Here is a 14,098-nt window from a genome sequence, read left to right as displayed (position 1 = left end):
TCACACTAGGTCACTGCGAGTGCAGTACCATCTTCCCATCGCCTGTTATCTAGCTCTCCCTCTTTCCGTCGGGTCATTCCCCGGGAAAATGGGTCGGTCTGCTTAGGCATTCGTTTATTTCTTCTGCACCGCAAAACGGACAAAAACAGAACTAAACTGCGATTCTTCATCATACTTCATCTCTGTTATTTTGTGTTCGGTCGTCTTCTGGTGGAGAATCTCCCATCCGGCATAGCTCTTCCATAACAGATCCATGGCTTCCTCGGTGGACAGGTTCAATTCAATCAGAGGCAAAAGCGGCCGTCCGGTGCGTATCTCTTGTTCCTTCACGTTTGTGCTCATGGCAATGCAATGAATTCCGCCTGTCCGCGTGCCCTGCTGCATCCGTTCAATGGTTCCAAGGAACGCTTCCTTACTTGACATGTGCTCCAGGCAAGAACAGGCAACGATATAATCAAAATGCGCTTTTGGTATCGGATAATGCTCTGCGTCTGCCTTTTCGACCTTAATCAAGTGATCAACCCCGTATTGCTGCGCATAGGTGCACAGACCATCTACGGCCGCATCAATCAGGTCAACACCGATGATCCTGCTTTCCGTCTGTTTCAGACGCTGCGCAATCGCAATGGCATGACGTCCGACGCCGCATCCGAGATCAAGCACATTCAACCTGGAATGACGGGTCAATAGTCGTTCCAGCATTTCCATCACGACGGGCATCGGTTTCGCCATCCAGGTACCTTCCGCGAACAGTTCATGATTACGATAGAACCTGTCATGATAATCGGCCTCCGCCCTGCGTGCAGCATTAAAGCGCTCCCGATTCATTAGACACTCCCCTTTCAGAAGCGGACCGTTAGCGTTCCTGATCCGGCAACAAAAACCAAACATAGGATCGCCATGACCACCATCGAACCGGTCACGATCAATTTGCCCGTATCCCTCCGATAGGGATCATCGTGAAACAGCAGCACTCCCCCGATCGTCATCGCGATTGGCGCGAATAACAGCGTCATGATGACCAGCAGCACAATGGAATAGCGATCCAGTGGCTTTCCCTCTTCCTGCATGTACACACGTTCAGGCGGCGCCGTCTTTGTTTCTACGAGATTGCCGCATGCTTTGCATTTGAATTCGTCCTCTGCCATTTCTTGCTGACAATACGAACACACCCTTGCTGGTCGAGGCATAAAATCCCTCCTTTTCATAAGCCTTACTCATGTATTGCACTCTGCAGCCAGCCTGCTTCCGATCCCAATGAATCCCTAATGGGCAGAATGGTTCGTTCAGGCATTTCATTTCAATGAACCCATATATACCCATTCTCCGATTTCAGGGATTGGATGTCAATCTGCTTTGACCGAGCTTAGCCGGCTCGAAAGCCGTCCTCCCAATCCGAGCAAAAACAAAAAAACCGACGCGTTACGAACGCACGTCGGTTTTTCCTGCAGCAGCCAGGCCAAGTTTTTTCAACAACCGGATCGCCTCTGTCTTCTCGGACGGCGAAAGCCCCTCCAGGGCATCGATGATGACTTGATGATGCTGCGGGAAAACCTCTTCAAAGAAGGCCTTCCCCGTCTCAGTCAATTCGGCAAAAATAACGCGCCGATCCTCCTTGGAGGCACGTCTTGTAATCAGCTTTTTATTTTGCAGCTTGTCCACGACATACGTAATGTTGCCGCTCGACATCAACACCTTTTCGCCGATTTTCTGGAGGGCCTGCGGCCCCCTGTGATACAACAAGTCAAGCACCCCGAATTCCGTTGAATTCAGTCCATGGCTTTGAATGTCCCGGTTGGACCTTGAAGTCACTGAATTATATGCTCGGACAAGAACCACAAATAATTGCAAAGACAGTTCCCGATTGTCCTCCGTATTCGGCATTTCCCTAATCCTCCATCACTGATTTACATTGTAATGCTATCTTTTGCGGTCTGCCACTCTGCCCGCAGCATGCCTCATGATTCACAAGAGGGATGTCAGTCATATCTCGAATCACGCCTCGCTTTTCAGGCTAGGGACGGTGCAGTTCATCGATGCTTCCGTCTTCCTTTGCCAAAATGACGGTATCTGCCATATCCACGAACAATCCATTATCCACGACGCCAGGCAGCATGTTCAAGCGAACGTTCAGTTCAGCCGCATGTTCAATGGCCTCCATATGGCAGTCAGCGATCAAGTTTCCGTTATCCGTCAGATAACGTTCCTCTCCATTCATTCTCCAGGCCGGACGGCAACCCAGCTTCTCCAGCGCGCTGAACGTCCACTCGGAGGCAAAAGGCACCACTTCCACCGGAAGCGGGAACCGGCCGAGCCGTTTAACCGCCTTGCTTCCATCTGCTACAATGATGAGTTTGTCGCTGTTGGCAGCTACGATCTTTTCACGCAATAATGCGCCGCCGCCGCCTTTGATCAGATTAAAATCCGGGTCCACTTCATCCGCGCCATCAATCGTAATATCAAGCCGGCCGATCTGGTCAAACGGGACGATGGGGATTCCCCACTCCCGTGCCAGCTTGTCCGAGGCTTCCGATGTGGCAACAGCCTGAATACGCAAACCGTCGCGCACGCGCTCTCCAAGCCTGCAAATAGCGTAGTATGCCGTCGATCCGGTTCCAAGTCCCACCTTCATGCCATCCTGAATGTATTCAGCCGCCCGTTCTGCTGCAATCTGTTTCAGATTCATCTCCATAGACCCCCGCTGCTTATGAATTTAAAATACATACTGTATTTATTATAGATAAAACCGCTTCCGATGTATATCATGACAGCTCAATCTGTCTGCCCGCCGCCGTCATGCAGAACGGAATGCAGCTCGGAAACAACGATGCATGATCGGATCCTATGCGATAAAATACAAATGAAACGCCAAAAAATGGTAACCCTCCAAATCCATAGTGCTATATACCTATTGGTGGTGGTCATCTATCCGCATTTATGCAGAATATTAAAAAAGTTTTAATCAAACTATTCAGTTTGGGGACATTTTATACGACATATTAAAAGTGGATGTGTTTTAATTATTAGACACCCATGGTTAATAAGTGGGATAAATCTTCATATTTACGACCACGAACCAAGACCATGGTCGCAGACCTAATCTATGAAGGAGGATATATACATGACCTGATTAGCTGCATTCATGCAAGCCATTCAAAGCGTCAATACCAAGAGAATCAGGAGTGGAATTTAGTGAAATCATTCAGCTGGAAAAACATGTCTTTCTTTTCGAAAAATCTTTTGCTTTCATTCACCAACATTGTCATCATTGGCGTGGCACTGATCGCAAGCAGTTATTATTTCCAAAGAGTCGTGCTGATTGAGCAGTTGCATGATCAGGTCGAGCTCATCACGAAAAAATGGTCGGAAGAAATCCAACCGTCCGAAGTGCAGGCAGCCATCACGGAAGGCAGTTACGACGGGCCTGTACAGACCAAGCTTCGGGCTTTCCTGGACGAGATGCATGAGTATTATCCTAACGTGGCGCAGGCTTACATATTTGGAACAGAACTCGGCGGGAACACCCAACGGGAAACTTCATTGATTGCCATGCCGACCAATTTGCGCGAAGCTTTCCAAAGCGATGGCGTCAATATCGGCGACATGTACGAGCAGCCGGTGACCGTGGCCAATGCCTTGAAAGAAATGTTGAGTACCGACCGTCCAACGTTCACCACGTTTTATGACGACGATTTCGGAACCTGGACCACCATCGCTTATCCGATCAAGGACAGCAACGGGAAAATCTTCTCGTATTTTGCCGTGGATGCGGATGCTTCGGCCGTGCCGGAAGGACTGGCATCCATGCTTAGAAACAGCATCATCATTCTGGTTGCCTTCCTGTTGTTGTTCTTGATCATCCAATATCTTGTCGTGAAAAATACGCTCTCCCCGATCCGTCACCTGATTAAAGGTATCGATGATGTGAGCCGGGGCAATTTGGATGTCCAGCTTCCAACTGGAAAAGACGATTTGGGCATTGTCAACGAAAAATTCAATGTCATGGTCGGCAAAATCAACGATACGATCGTCAAAGTGCAATCCACTTCCCATGAAGTCAATGCTTCTGCAAGAGAATTGTACGATGTATCGGAAAGAAATAGCGATAACGCAGAAATCATCAACACCAGCGTCAATCATATTACATCCAACATTCGCGCCCAAGAGCAGGCCAGCATCGACAGCGCCCGCGCCATGAACGAAATGGCTACCGTCATTCAGACCATTGCCAGCAGTTCGTCCAATGTCGCCGACGAAGCCTATGAGATGGAACGCCGCTCCGAGCAAGGGAATGCCGTCGTTAATCAGGTTTCCGAGCAAATGACGCTGATTACCGAGTCGGTTAAAAACACGGCATCTGCCATCCAAGTGCTGGAGAGCCGCTCGCAAGAGATTGGCGATATTCTTAATATCATTTCGGGGATATCAAGCCAAACCAACCTGCTTGCCCTGAATGCTTCCATCGAAGCTGCCCGCGTTGGTGAAGAAGGGCGAGGTTTTGCCGTCGTGGCAGGCGAGGTTCGCAAGCTGGCCGAACAGTCCGAACAAGCAACGAGTCAAATTGCCGTGCTCATCGAAGAAATCCAAAGAGAGATCAAACAGGCTGTACGCGCCATGGAGCAAGGTACTTCCGAAGTGGATACGGGACTGGCCGTGGCCGCCGAGACCGGACAGCTGTTCCACGATATTTTGGCTGCAGCGAGAAAAGTGTCTTCGCAAATCCAGGAAGTTTCCAGCGCAACCCAGGAAATCTCCGCCGGGACCGAAGAGATGACGGCAACCGCCGACGACTTGTCCGCCAGCGTAAGCAAAACAGCCGAGAGCAGCGTGCGAATTTCGGAATCCGTGAATGAGCAGAAGTCTTCCCTTAGCACGCTCGTCGATTCTTCGAACCGCCTGACCAGCATGTCCGAAGAGCTGCAGGAGCTCGTTTCACAATTCAACGTCAAAAAATAAACCTGAAATCCAACATGCATACTATGGAAACAAGGAGGATCCCATAAGTGATTGATAACCAAACGACGACAAACCATGCCGCAGAATCTCATCTTCCGGTTCTCCAGATTCCACTGGATTTTGGACGCCGGCATCAAACCTTTTCCTATGAATCGGCTCATGTTCAGATCGATCCTTCCCTGATCCCAGAGCTGAGCCAAAAGCTTGGAGCAGATTCCTTATATCCTGTCTTGCTCACCGCTTATGCGGCATTGCTGTATCGATTGTCCGGAGAACGCGAAATTGCGGTGGGGGCGGTATGCCCGGAGCGGACAGCCACGCTTAGATTGGAACTTCATGGTAAAATGGCGTTCCGGGAATTAAACGATCAGGTTTCTGCGCAACTGCAGCACGAACAAGATCCTTCTGCTGCGGAATATCCTGAAACATTATTTATGTTAAATAGCGTCCAGCTCCCTCAAAGGCCGCAAGTCCTAAGCTGGAACATGCGCGAAATTCAGGGCCAATTTGCCCTGGATATATTCTATGACCGCTCCCTTCTCCGGGAGGACACCGTGCTCCGCTATGCGGAATACTACCAAACCCTGCTGCGGTCCGCCCTGCGCACTGCAGACAGGGCACTGGGCTCGGTGGACATTCTGTCTGCTTCCGATCGGCTCGTGTACCGCGAAATGAACGACACCGCCGTGCTCGAGCCGGAACACCAAACGATCCATGGCTGGTTTGAAGCCACTGCCGCCGAATTCCCGGATTCGCCTGCGATCACGTCCAGATCCGGCCGGTATACGTATCGCGAGCTTAACGAACGGGCCAACCAAGTGGCACGCGTCCTGCTGTCCAATGGACTGAAAAAAGGCGAGTTCGTCAGCATTTTTATGGAGCGAAGCCTGGAAACGATCATTTCCCTGCTTGGCATTCTCAAAGCGGGAGGTGCCTACGTTCCGATCGATCCCGAGCATCCCGAGGAGCGTAACAGCTACATCGTCGAGGACACTTCGTCTTCATTCGTTCTGACCACGGAATCATCGTTCGCTGAAGCAACCCGATTATTCTCCGGCATCTCGACCGTGCGGCAAATTGTTGCCGTTGACGGGCGTCTCGCCGGATTTGCAGCCAGCAACCCGAACGTCGACGTCCATCCCGACGACCTCGCTTATATCATCTATACTTCCGGTTCCACGGGCAAACCGAAGGGCGCGCTTATCGCTCATCGGGGCGTGACGAACTTGGGCAGTGTCGTGCAGCGGGATTGTGACATTAAACCAGGCGACGTATTAACCCAATTTGCTACATACAGCTTTGACGCATCCGTGTGGGATACGATCGGGGCCCTCTTCTACGGGGCAGAGCTTTATCTTCTGTCCGCGGAAGAGCGCGTGTCCGTTGAGGACTTTGCAATCGCCATTGAGCGGACAGGCACCACGATCATTACGATTTTGCCGACCATCTTTTTCAATCAGCTGGCTTCGTACTTGTCGGAAGAAGGGTTCCACCGATTGTCGAAGGTCAAAATCATTACCGTTGCGGGCGAAGCTCTCTATGGCGAGCAGGTTCGTGCATTCCAACGCAAGTTTGGCGATCAAATCGACATCGTGAATGTTTACGGGCCTACGGAGTGCACCGTTGCTACAACGACGCATCGCATTAGCGAACGCGTTCCGGATCATGTGGTCCACATTCCGATCGGCAAACCGATCCACAACTACAAAGTGTACATCGTCAACGAAGAGCAACAGCTTTGTCCGGTAGGCGTGCCGGGAGAAGTATATATCGCCACGCCTGCTCTTGCCAAAGGATACTTGAACCTGCCGGAGCGTACAGCCCAGTCTTTCATTGACAGCCCGTTTGCCATAAACGAGAAAATCTATAAATCCGGCGATATTGCCAAAGTGTTGGACAATGGCTTGCTCGAATATGTCGGCCGCAGCGATTCCCAGTTGAAAATCCGGGGCCATCGGATTGAAATCGGGGAGATCGAGGATCATTTTGCCCGTCTGGACCAAGTGCAGAATGTCGTTGTCATTCCCAAAAAGGAAAGCGATGGCCAAAACATGCTGGTCGCCTACTTTACGTCCAAAGACGGGTCCACCCTTTCCGTCGCTGACATCAAAGCACAGCTGGCAGCCAAACTGCCTTCCTATTTTGTGCCGAAGTGGGTGTGCCAGCTTGATGAGATGCCGATTGCTCCTACCGGTAAAATCCATCGCAAAGCAATGGTGGATTTCCCTAACGAAGAGCGGCACGAGAACCAGCCTGACCGCGTCATGCCTGCAACCGGGACAGAGTCCATTCTATATGATGCCTGGAAGCAAATTCTGGGACACGACGATTTTGGCGTGGAAGACAGCTTTTTTGCCGTAGGCGGGGATTCCCTTCGCGTTATCCACGTCCTGGTCATCCTGAAGCGGCATTATCCACAATTGAAAATCGCTGACTTCTTTGCAGAAAAGACAATCCGCGCCCTGGCGAAGCGCGCAGAAGCCATGGCGCTTTCTGCCAATGATGATTCGGCTTCGATCGCAAAGAACGCAGGTACGATCACCCGTTTGGCGGAACATCCGGTGGAGCTGGAGACCCGACTGGGTTATCCCGAGATATTGAAACCGGAGCATGTCCTGCTGACCGGTGCCACCGGTTATCTCGGATCCCACGTGCTGGAGCAGCTGCTCATGCGCTCCGATGCAACCATTTACGCCTTGGTGCGTCGTCCATCCGATGGCAGTACGGCCAGGGAACGCTTGAACGGCGTGATGAAAGGTTATTTCGGAAACGGCATCGAATCGATGCTTGCCGCGAGAGTGGAGATCATAGAAGGTGATCTTGAACGTCCAGGACTGGGGCTGTCCGACGCGCAGGCCGCTTATGTGCAGGCCCGCATCGACCGTATCATCCATTGTGCGGCAGACGTTCGGCATTTCGGGGAGGCGGAGCAATTTGCCAAGACCAATGTCGAAGGCACCGTTTCCTTGCTCAGCCTGATCCGACACAAACCGGGTGCGTCCTTCCACCATGTCTCCACCATGGGCATACCTGAAGATCTCGCGCTGAGCGGGCAATGGGAATCTTCATTGCAATACGACAGCTTCCCGGAAGATCTGCATGTAGACAACCTGTACTCCGACAGTAAGCTTGAGGCGGAAAAGGTTCTGATGCAGGCGGCCCGGGAAGGCGTGCCTGTAAGCATTTATCGGGCGGGCAATCTCACTTGCCATTCGGAAACCGGCCGTTTCCAGACCAATATTGACAGCAACGCCTTCTACCGCATGATCAAAGCTATGCTGCTGCTCGGCAAAGCGCCGGCGGCGGAATGGATGGTCGACTTCACGCCGATTGATTACGCCAGCCAGTCCATTGCCCACCTGGCCATGCGCGAAGATACGGCAGGACGGGTATTCCACATCTGCAACCCGGAACCGATCCGCTACGATGACTTGATTGCCTCCATCCGGCGTGCCGGATATCAGGTGGAAACGATGCCGTTTGCGGAATATACCCAGTGGCTGTTCGACGCCAGCGTGGAGAAAGACGCAGAGGCGCTGCAGCTCGCGATTGCCCAGCTCGAAGGAGACGGCGCGAAGGATTCGGCATATATGTATGCCTGCCCTGTAACGACAGCATACGTAGAGCCGGCCGGCATTATATGCGCGAAAGCGGATGACCGCTTTGTAACGACCATGTTGAAGCACGCGGTGGATATCGGATATTTCCCTTCATCCATCCTGCCGTCTTCAGACGCCACCTCGGCTCTGGATTAACGACCTCATTCTTCCTATACTTACGCCAAAAAGGCCATTCTCCCATGTTTGCGGAGAATGGCCTTTTTTATACCCACCTGATCAGGGCAATTACAGCCAGGTGTACCGGATAGAAATAACGCCAGACCCAACGCGGGCCTCGCATCCGGAAATGGGCTCCGTAATGCATCGCAACGGCGATACCGATCGTGGCCGCCACGCTATACATCTGGATGGGGCTGCTGTATCCCATAATATAGACTGCCGTAATCAGAACATGTCCCAGGACCAGCACCGGGCCCGTAAAATAACGGAACAACAGCACCAGCAGCAAACCATACATGCCATAATCCATCGTCGAAAGCTCCATGATGATCCCGGCCCCGATGACGAGAGGAATGCCAAGCCACCGGTTTGGAAGCCGATCCAGCACGAATAATACCAGCAGGGAGGACCATAACGTCCACACCACGTTTAACGAGACATGATTAAAGGCAGCCATAAACGGAACCTGTGAAATGACCGCGATCCAGAACAATCTCCATATGTATTTTTGTACATTCCGAGTATGCTTGTAACCGATGTAGACGGCAAAAGCATAGATGGGAAAGGCAATACGGCCGATGATGCGCAGCTCATGCACCTGGGGATAAAAGATAGCGCCCATATGATCGATCAGCATCGTGATCATCGCGATCCATTGCATCATTTTGGCTGTAATCCTCCTCTTTGTTATGTTCCGTTGTTCCGGCTGTGCCAGCGTTCATCCTATGGCAGCAGATCAAGTTCATAATACAGGAAATGGGCGTCCTGAACATACCCTTTGGCTTCGTAGATCCGCTGAGCCTGCCCGTTATCCTTCGCCGTGGATAACACGATCCGGATTGCTTTATCCTGATACGCCATTTCCCGTGCTGCGTCGAGCAGCATGCCTGCAATGCCTTGCCCGCGATGATCCGGGTGTACGTACAGGTCATTAAGAATCCATATTTTCCCCATGGATACCGAGCTGAAGCTCGGATAAAGTTGTGCAAAACCCGCTATTTGTTCAACGCCGTTAATGCCACTTGGGCACACGGCTGCCAAAATGACAGATTCCTCGCGTTCCATGCGTTCTGAGATAAAACGAACGGCACCCTCTTCATCCGATTCCTGCCCATAGAACATTCGATATTGGTTGAACAGCTCTCCAAGCCGGACGACGTCATCCGGGCCAGCCAACTTCAGGTTATATTGCATCGCGTGCAACCTCCCTTTTCCGATGATTCCTGCCTTTGTATCGTTTCCATTATTGTAGCAAGGCATCGACACTGGTCCCATACATCATCCGTCTCAAAGTTTGTAATATCTATCGTCATTCGACAGGTTTAGTCATGCCTCTTAGGGGAAAATGTTATTTACCCTCGAACGAATGACCCCTTTTCTCAAAATCAGGTTGGCATATTGCGCACCTTCCCCGGTAGCGATGATCGCAAACGACCTGGAAGCCCTTTCATAAAATGCAAAACGCTCCACTTCCTCAAGCGGATTCACGACACCTTCATGGCGCTGAATGCTCTTTCGGAAGTCCTCCCAAATGACAGGTACGACGGGATCTCCCTGAACGACTTGCATGACTGCTGCGGGATGTTCGACGTAAGTGTCAAGCGGAAACAAGGTTAACATCGCATCCAGCAATTGGACCGCTCCCACGGCGTCACAGCGGATCAGCCGCTTGGCATGGCTCGCCGCCGGAAAATTGGCATCCGCCAAAACAAGCTCGTCCCCATGTCCCATCTCGGACATGATTTTAAGCAGTTCGGGTGGCAGGATGGCCGGAATGTTTTTCAGCATAACGTATCTCCTTTTACTCCCCGGTTCAAATTGACCGGTGCGGATCGAATTTGTCCATCTGCATGTCTGGGTAGGTTCGGAGGCTTATCAGCGCGCGGATGCACATTTACATTGTAACAGGCTTTGCTTGCCATCGCATGGTGCACTTTGCATAAATTTGCTTTGACAAAACTACTTAGTCAACATATAATTGTTGCAACAACTATTTCTGCGAACAACTTTTTTGAAGGAAGCGAGGCCTCGCACACATGGAATATTCACTGGACCAATCTGTCGGTTTTCTCATGGGATTAACCCATCGAAAGGCTGCTGTCGTTCTTGCCAATCGATTCAAGCCGTACGACATCACGACAGAGCAATTCTCTGTGCTGTTTAACATTGGCCGGGGGGAAGGGGTCAACCAGAAGGAGCTTGCTGCCCGTGTGTGCAAAGACCAGCCCACGACTGCCCGCATCATCGATCTTTTAGAAAAAAAAGGGATGGTCGAACGCCGCACCAGCAAGCAGGATCGCAGGGCATACCTTCTTTATCTTACCGAAGACGGCAGGGCATTGCTCGACCAATTGATTCCGATTGAAAAAGGAATGAATGATATCCTCGCCGCCGACATTCCGGAAGAGCAAATGGAAACATTCAAAACTGTTCTCTCCCTCATCAACCGCAACCTTCAACGAATAGACACTCAGGGGGAATAACAACCAATGAACGAATCGCCACAAGCTTCACGCGTCAAACTATGGACCATCGATTTTACTTTGCTTATGCTCTGTAATTTTCTGCTTTTCTTGCAGCTGCATATGATCGTCTCTCCGCTCCCGTCCTATGTACAGGAGCGTTTTCATGCGAACGCCTTTGAAGTAAGCCTATTTACGTGCCTGTTCGCCCTATGCGCCATCGCTGCTCGCCTATATTCGGCCAAAGCTTTGGAAAGAGGGCTTCGCAACACCATGATTTACCTTGGGTTGACCGTCGCCCTGCTTGCCACGCTGGGCTATTATTTTGCCGGCGGAATCGCCCTGCTGCTGCTCCTGCGCATGATCTTCGGCACAGGCTTTGGCATGACCAGTACGGCCTTCCCCACGATGGCCTCGGATATTATTCCCGTTAAGCGAATGGGCGAGGGAATGGGATATTTCGGCTTGTCAACAAGCCTGGCCATGTCCATTGGCCCGATGATCGGGGTCACCCTCCTACAAGGCGCAGGCTTCACAACGCTTATGTTGTGCACGGCTGGCGTTATTGCAGTCATCTATCCGCTAAGTTTATCGTTAACGCGTAAAAAAGCGAACAAAGTCGCCTCTTCTGCAGGCTCAGTGCCACAGGCTCAGCCCAAGGCCGCATCGGTGTCAGGCACCAGAGAGAAGCTGCCGTTCAACCGGAAACTGTTTCTGCCCAGCATATTGAACGCCCTCTTGGCCGTTACGTATGGAGGTCTCGTCGGTTTTATCGTCCTTTACGGAAAAGAAGCCAACTTGTCCAATCCGGCATTCTTTTTCCTGTTCAATGCCATCGCCATTCTTATTGTCCGTCCCTTTGCAGGCCGGTTATATGATCGCAAAGGACCGAAGGCGCTGTTGATTCCGGGGACCTTCTTCATGGCCGGCGGTTTGATTCTTCTTTCGTTCGCGACCTCCATGCCACTCATGCTGTTGTCTGCTTTCATCTACGGCATCGGATATGGGTCCATGCAGTCTTCGCTGCAAACGTGGATGATTCAAATCGTTGCGCCGTCGCAGCGCGGGATGGCTAACGGCATGTTCCTGAACTCGCTCGACTTCGGTATTGCCATGGGTGCCCTCCTGCTGGGCGGCATTGCTTCATTGACAAGTTATACCGAAATGTATCGTTACTCGGCCGTTGCCGTGGTGCTCTTCCTGATCATTTATCTCATTCAAGGCAAACGCAGCGGCAGCTTCGACGTGCAGGTTCATCCACTGCTGGCGCATACTCACATCGAAGGTAAAGACAAGGAAACAAACGATTGAGGCGAAGCCTCGAAACAACGTTGCAGCCTTACATGCAATGAGCATGCGCCTCTGGCGGCAAGCATTGGAAAAAGCCCGTTTCTGACAGTTCAGAACGGGCTCTTGTTTCGTTTGGACCGGATTCCCTTTTGTTCAAACCCTTTTTTCGGTTCTTCGTAAACGCTTCGCTGCTGCTGATCTTGGCTTTTCCCGCCTTTTTCCTGCTCTTCTTTCTCCGGTTTGACCGCAAAGAAGCTCAGGAGAGCGCCCACCGCGCTTATGGCTGCCAACAAGCCAAAGAGGAGCATGTGAGCGCTGCCCAGCAACAATGAAATGACGGGTGGGCCGAGGGATACGCCGATAAAACGCATGCTGCTGAACAGCGCGGTAATGGTCCCCCGCATTTCTTTGTCGATCCCCTCCGTAATCAGGGCATCCAAACAAGGCAAAGTGGCCCCGATCCCGACGCTTCCTGCGGAAAACAAACCGACCACTAGATAGATGTTGTTCCAGAATCCCATCAGTACAAGGGACGCCGTCACAATGGCGAGACCGGCAAATCCGATCCATTTCATGCGTACTTTGCTTTTGCCGATCCACTTTCCGGCCAGAAAGGACGCCAAACAAAGCGCGGCCAAGGGGATCGCCAATACAAGGCCTTTCACCACCCCGGCGAGCTTGTATTTGGATTCCAGCATTTCGGACAAATAAAACAGCACGCCAAAAAGGATAAACATGCATATGCCGCCGATGGCAAACAAAGCATATAACCAGCGGCCATTCTCTTTCATTACCTTTTTGACCGAAGCCACGAATTCGGAAAAGGATGGCGGACGTTCTTTTTTCTTCGGAGCTTTGACAAACATGATGACCAGCACAAGGGAAAACACGCACAGCACCGGTATGGCGATAAAAGGCAAATACCAGAGCCAGGCAGCCAGCGCCGCACCAAGGATCGGACTAACGACCTTGCCGAACGTGTTCGAGGTCTCAATAATGCCAAGGCTTTTGCTCACTTGTTTCTCGTCATCGAACATGTCTCCGACCAGTGGAATCACGATGGGAAACGCGCCTGCCGCACCGATCCCCTGCAGCAAGCGGCCCGCAAGGATCGTCCAATATGCGGCAGAGCCGGCAAGCATCATGGCCGCTACGCTGGCTACAGCCCCTCCTGCAGCCGCGATGATTAAGCTGGGGATAATGACAACCTTGCGCCCGAATCGGTCCGAGAGGTAACCTGCAAGCGGGATAAGTAAGATGGCAACGACCGCATATACCGTGATCAGCATGCTCACTTTAAAGGAGGATACATGCAATTGACGTTCAATTTGCGGAAGGATGGGAATCAACATTGAATTTCCCAAGGTCATAATAACCGGTATAGATGCCAATGCAGCAAGGTCCCGCTTTTTTTCGTTCATGCCACAACCACCTTTACGAGATAGGAAACCCCGGTCAATGCGACTCCATCATCCGAAATATTCCGGATGGAGCTACTGCCTGGTCCACTGACGGATCTCCTCCAATAACAACGGTTTTATTGTGGATGATTGCTCACTTTAATATACGGCGGGTTTGATTTCTCTAACATTTCGTAGCCGAAGACACGTT

12 protein-coding genes are annotated in these 14,098 nt (G+C 51.4%); 4 read left to right on the top strand and 8 right to left on the bottom strand.

Translation table 11 applies throughout. From position 1 onward, the window contains the following. Positions 1–114 precede the first annotated feature (114 nt). The 4 genes from MKY59_RS10060 to rpiA all read right to left on the bottom strand — a co-directional run bounded on the left by MKY59_RS10060 (position 115) and on the right by rpiA (position 2,686). On the bottom strand, positions 115–828 hold the full coding sequence (locus tag MKY59_RS10060) for a class I SAM-dependent methyltransferase (protein ID WP_339277365.1): 714 nt from the start codon (positions 826–828) through the stop codon (positions 115–117). Positions 829–842: 14 nt separating this feature from the next. Beyond that, positions 843–1,190: a hypothetical protein gene (locus MKY59_RS10055; protein WP_236417912.1), complete on the bottom strand. Its 348-nt coding sequence runs from the start codon at positions 1,188–1,190 to the stop codon at positions 843–845. A gap of 232 nt (positions 1,191–1,422) precedes the next feature. After that, complete coding sequence (locus MKY59_RS10050; protein WP_236417913.1) at positions 1,423–1,884, bottom strand: MarR family transcriptional regulator; 462 nt, start codon at positions 1,882–1,884, stop codon at positions 1,423–1,425. 130 nt (positions 1,885–2,014) lie between these two features. Beyond that, positions 2,015–2,686 carry a ribose-5-phosphate isomerase RpiA gene (gene rpiA / locus MKY59_RS10045; RefSeq protein ID WP_339277363.1) on the bottom strand — a complete coding sequence of 224 codons (672 nt, stop codon included), beginning with the start codon at positions 2,684–2,686 and terminating at the stop codon, positions 2,015–2,017. 530 nt (positions 2,687–3,216) lie between these two features. Here rpiA and MKY59_RS10040 point away from each other — a divergent pair. After that, positions 3,217–4,956, top strand: a complete 1,740-nt coding sequence (locus MKY59_RS10040) for a methyl-accepting chemotaxis protein (protein ID WP_339278362.1) — start codon at positions 3,217–3,219, stop codon at positions 4,954–4,956. A 47-nt stretch (positions 4,957–5,003) separates the two neighbouring features. Then, complete coding sequence (locus MKY59_RS10035) at positions 5,004–8,711, top strand: amino acid adenylation domain-containing protein (protein ID WP_339277361.1); 3,708 nt, start codon at positions 5,004–5,006, stop codon at positions 8,709–8,711. Positions 8,712–8,778: 67 nt separating this feature from the next. On the opposite strand, the gene MKY59_RS10030 is transcribed toward MKY59_RS10035, so the two are convergent. From MKY59_RS10030 to MKY59_RS10020, 3 genes are all read right to left on the bottom strand, one after another. Next, positions 8,779–9,399, bottom strand: a complete 621-nt coding sequence (locus MKY59_RS10030; RefSeq protein ID WP_339277359.1) for a TraX family protein — start codon at positions 9,397–9,399, stop codon at positions 8,779–8,781. 59 nt (positions 9,400–9,458) lie between these two features. After that, positions 9,459–9,929, bottom strand: a complete 471-nt coding sequence (locus tag MKY59_RS10025) for a GNAT family N-acetyltransferase (RefSeq protein ID WP_339277357.1) — start codon at positions 9,927–9,929, stop codon at positions 9,459–9,461. A 141-nt stretch (positions 9,930–10,070) separates the two neighbouring features. Then, on the bottom strand, positions 10,071–10,523 hold the full coding sequence (locus MKY59_RS10020; RefSeq protein ID WP_339277355.1) for an RbsD/FucU domain-containing protein: 453 nt from the start codon (positions 10,521–10,523) through the stop codon (positions 10,071–10,073). A 248-nt stretch (positions 10,524–10,771) separates the two neighbouring features. On the opposite strand from MKY59_RS10020, the gene MKY59_RS10015 reads away from it, so the two are divergent. Both MKY59_RS10015 and MKY59_RS10010 read left to right on the top strand, forming a co-directional pair. Beyond that, positions 10,772–11,218 carry a MarR family transcriptional regulator gene (locus tag MKY59_RS10015; protein WP_236417922.1) on the top strand — a complete coding sequence of 149 codons (447 nt, stop codon included), beginning with the start codon at positions 10,772–10,774 and terminating at the stop codon, positions 11,216–11,218. Positions 11,219–11,224: 6 nt separating this feature from the next. After that, positions 11,225–12,508, top strand: a complete 1,284-nt coding sequence (locus tag MKY59_RS10010) for an MFS transporter (protein WP_339277352.1) — start codon at positions 11,225–11,227, stop codon at positions 12,506–12,508. Positions 12,509–12,597: 89 nt separating this feature from the next. Here MKY59_RS10010 and MKY59_RS10005 read toward each other — a convergent pair whose 3' ends face one another. Beyond that, positions 12,598–13,908, bottom strand: coding sequence for an MFS transporter (locus MKY59_RS10005; RefSeq protein WP_339277350.1), 1,311 nt, complete (start codon positions 13,906–13,908; stop codon positions 12,598–12,600). Between the last annotated feature and the right edge of the window lie 190 nt (positions 13,909–14,098).

It is taken from the genome of Paenibacillus sp. FSL W8-0426 (genome assembly GCF_037969725.1).
GTDB lineage: Bacteria > Bacillota > Bacilli > Paenibacillales > Paenibacillaceae > Paenibacillus > Paenibacillus hubeiensis.
The sequence above is the reverse complement of the archived record's forward strand: the minus strand, read 5'-3'. Positions and strand labels throughout refer to the sequence as shown.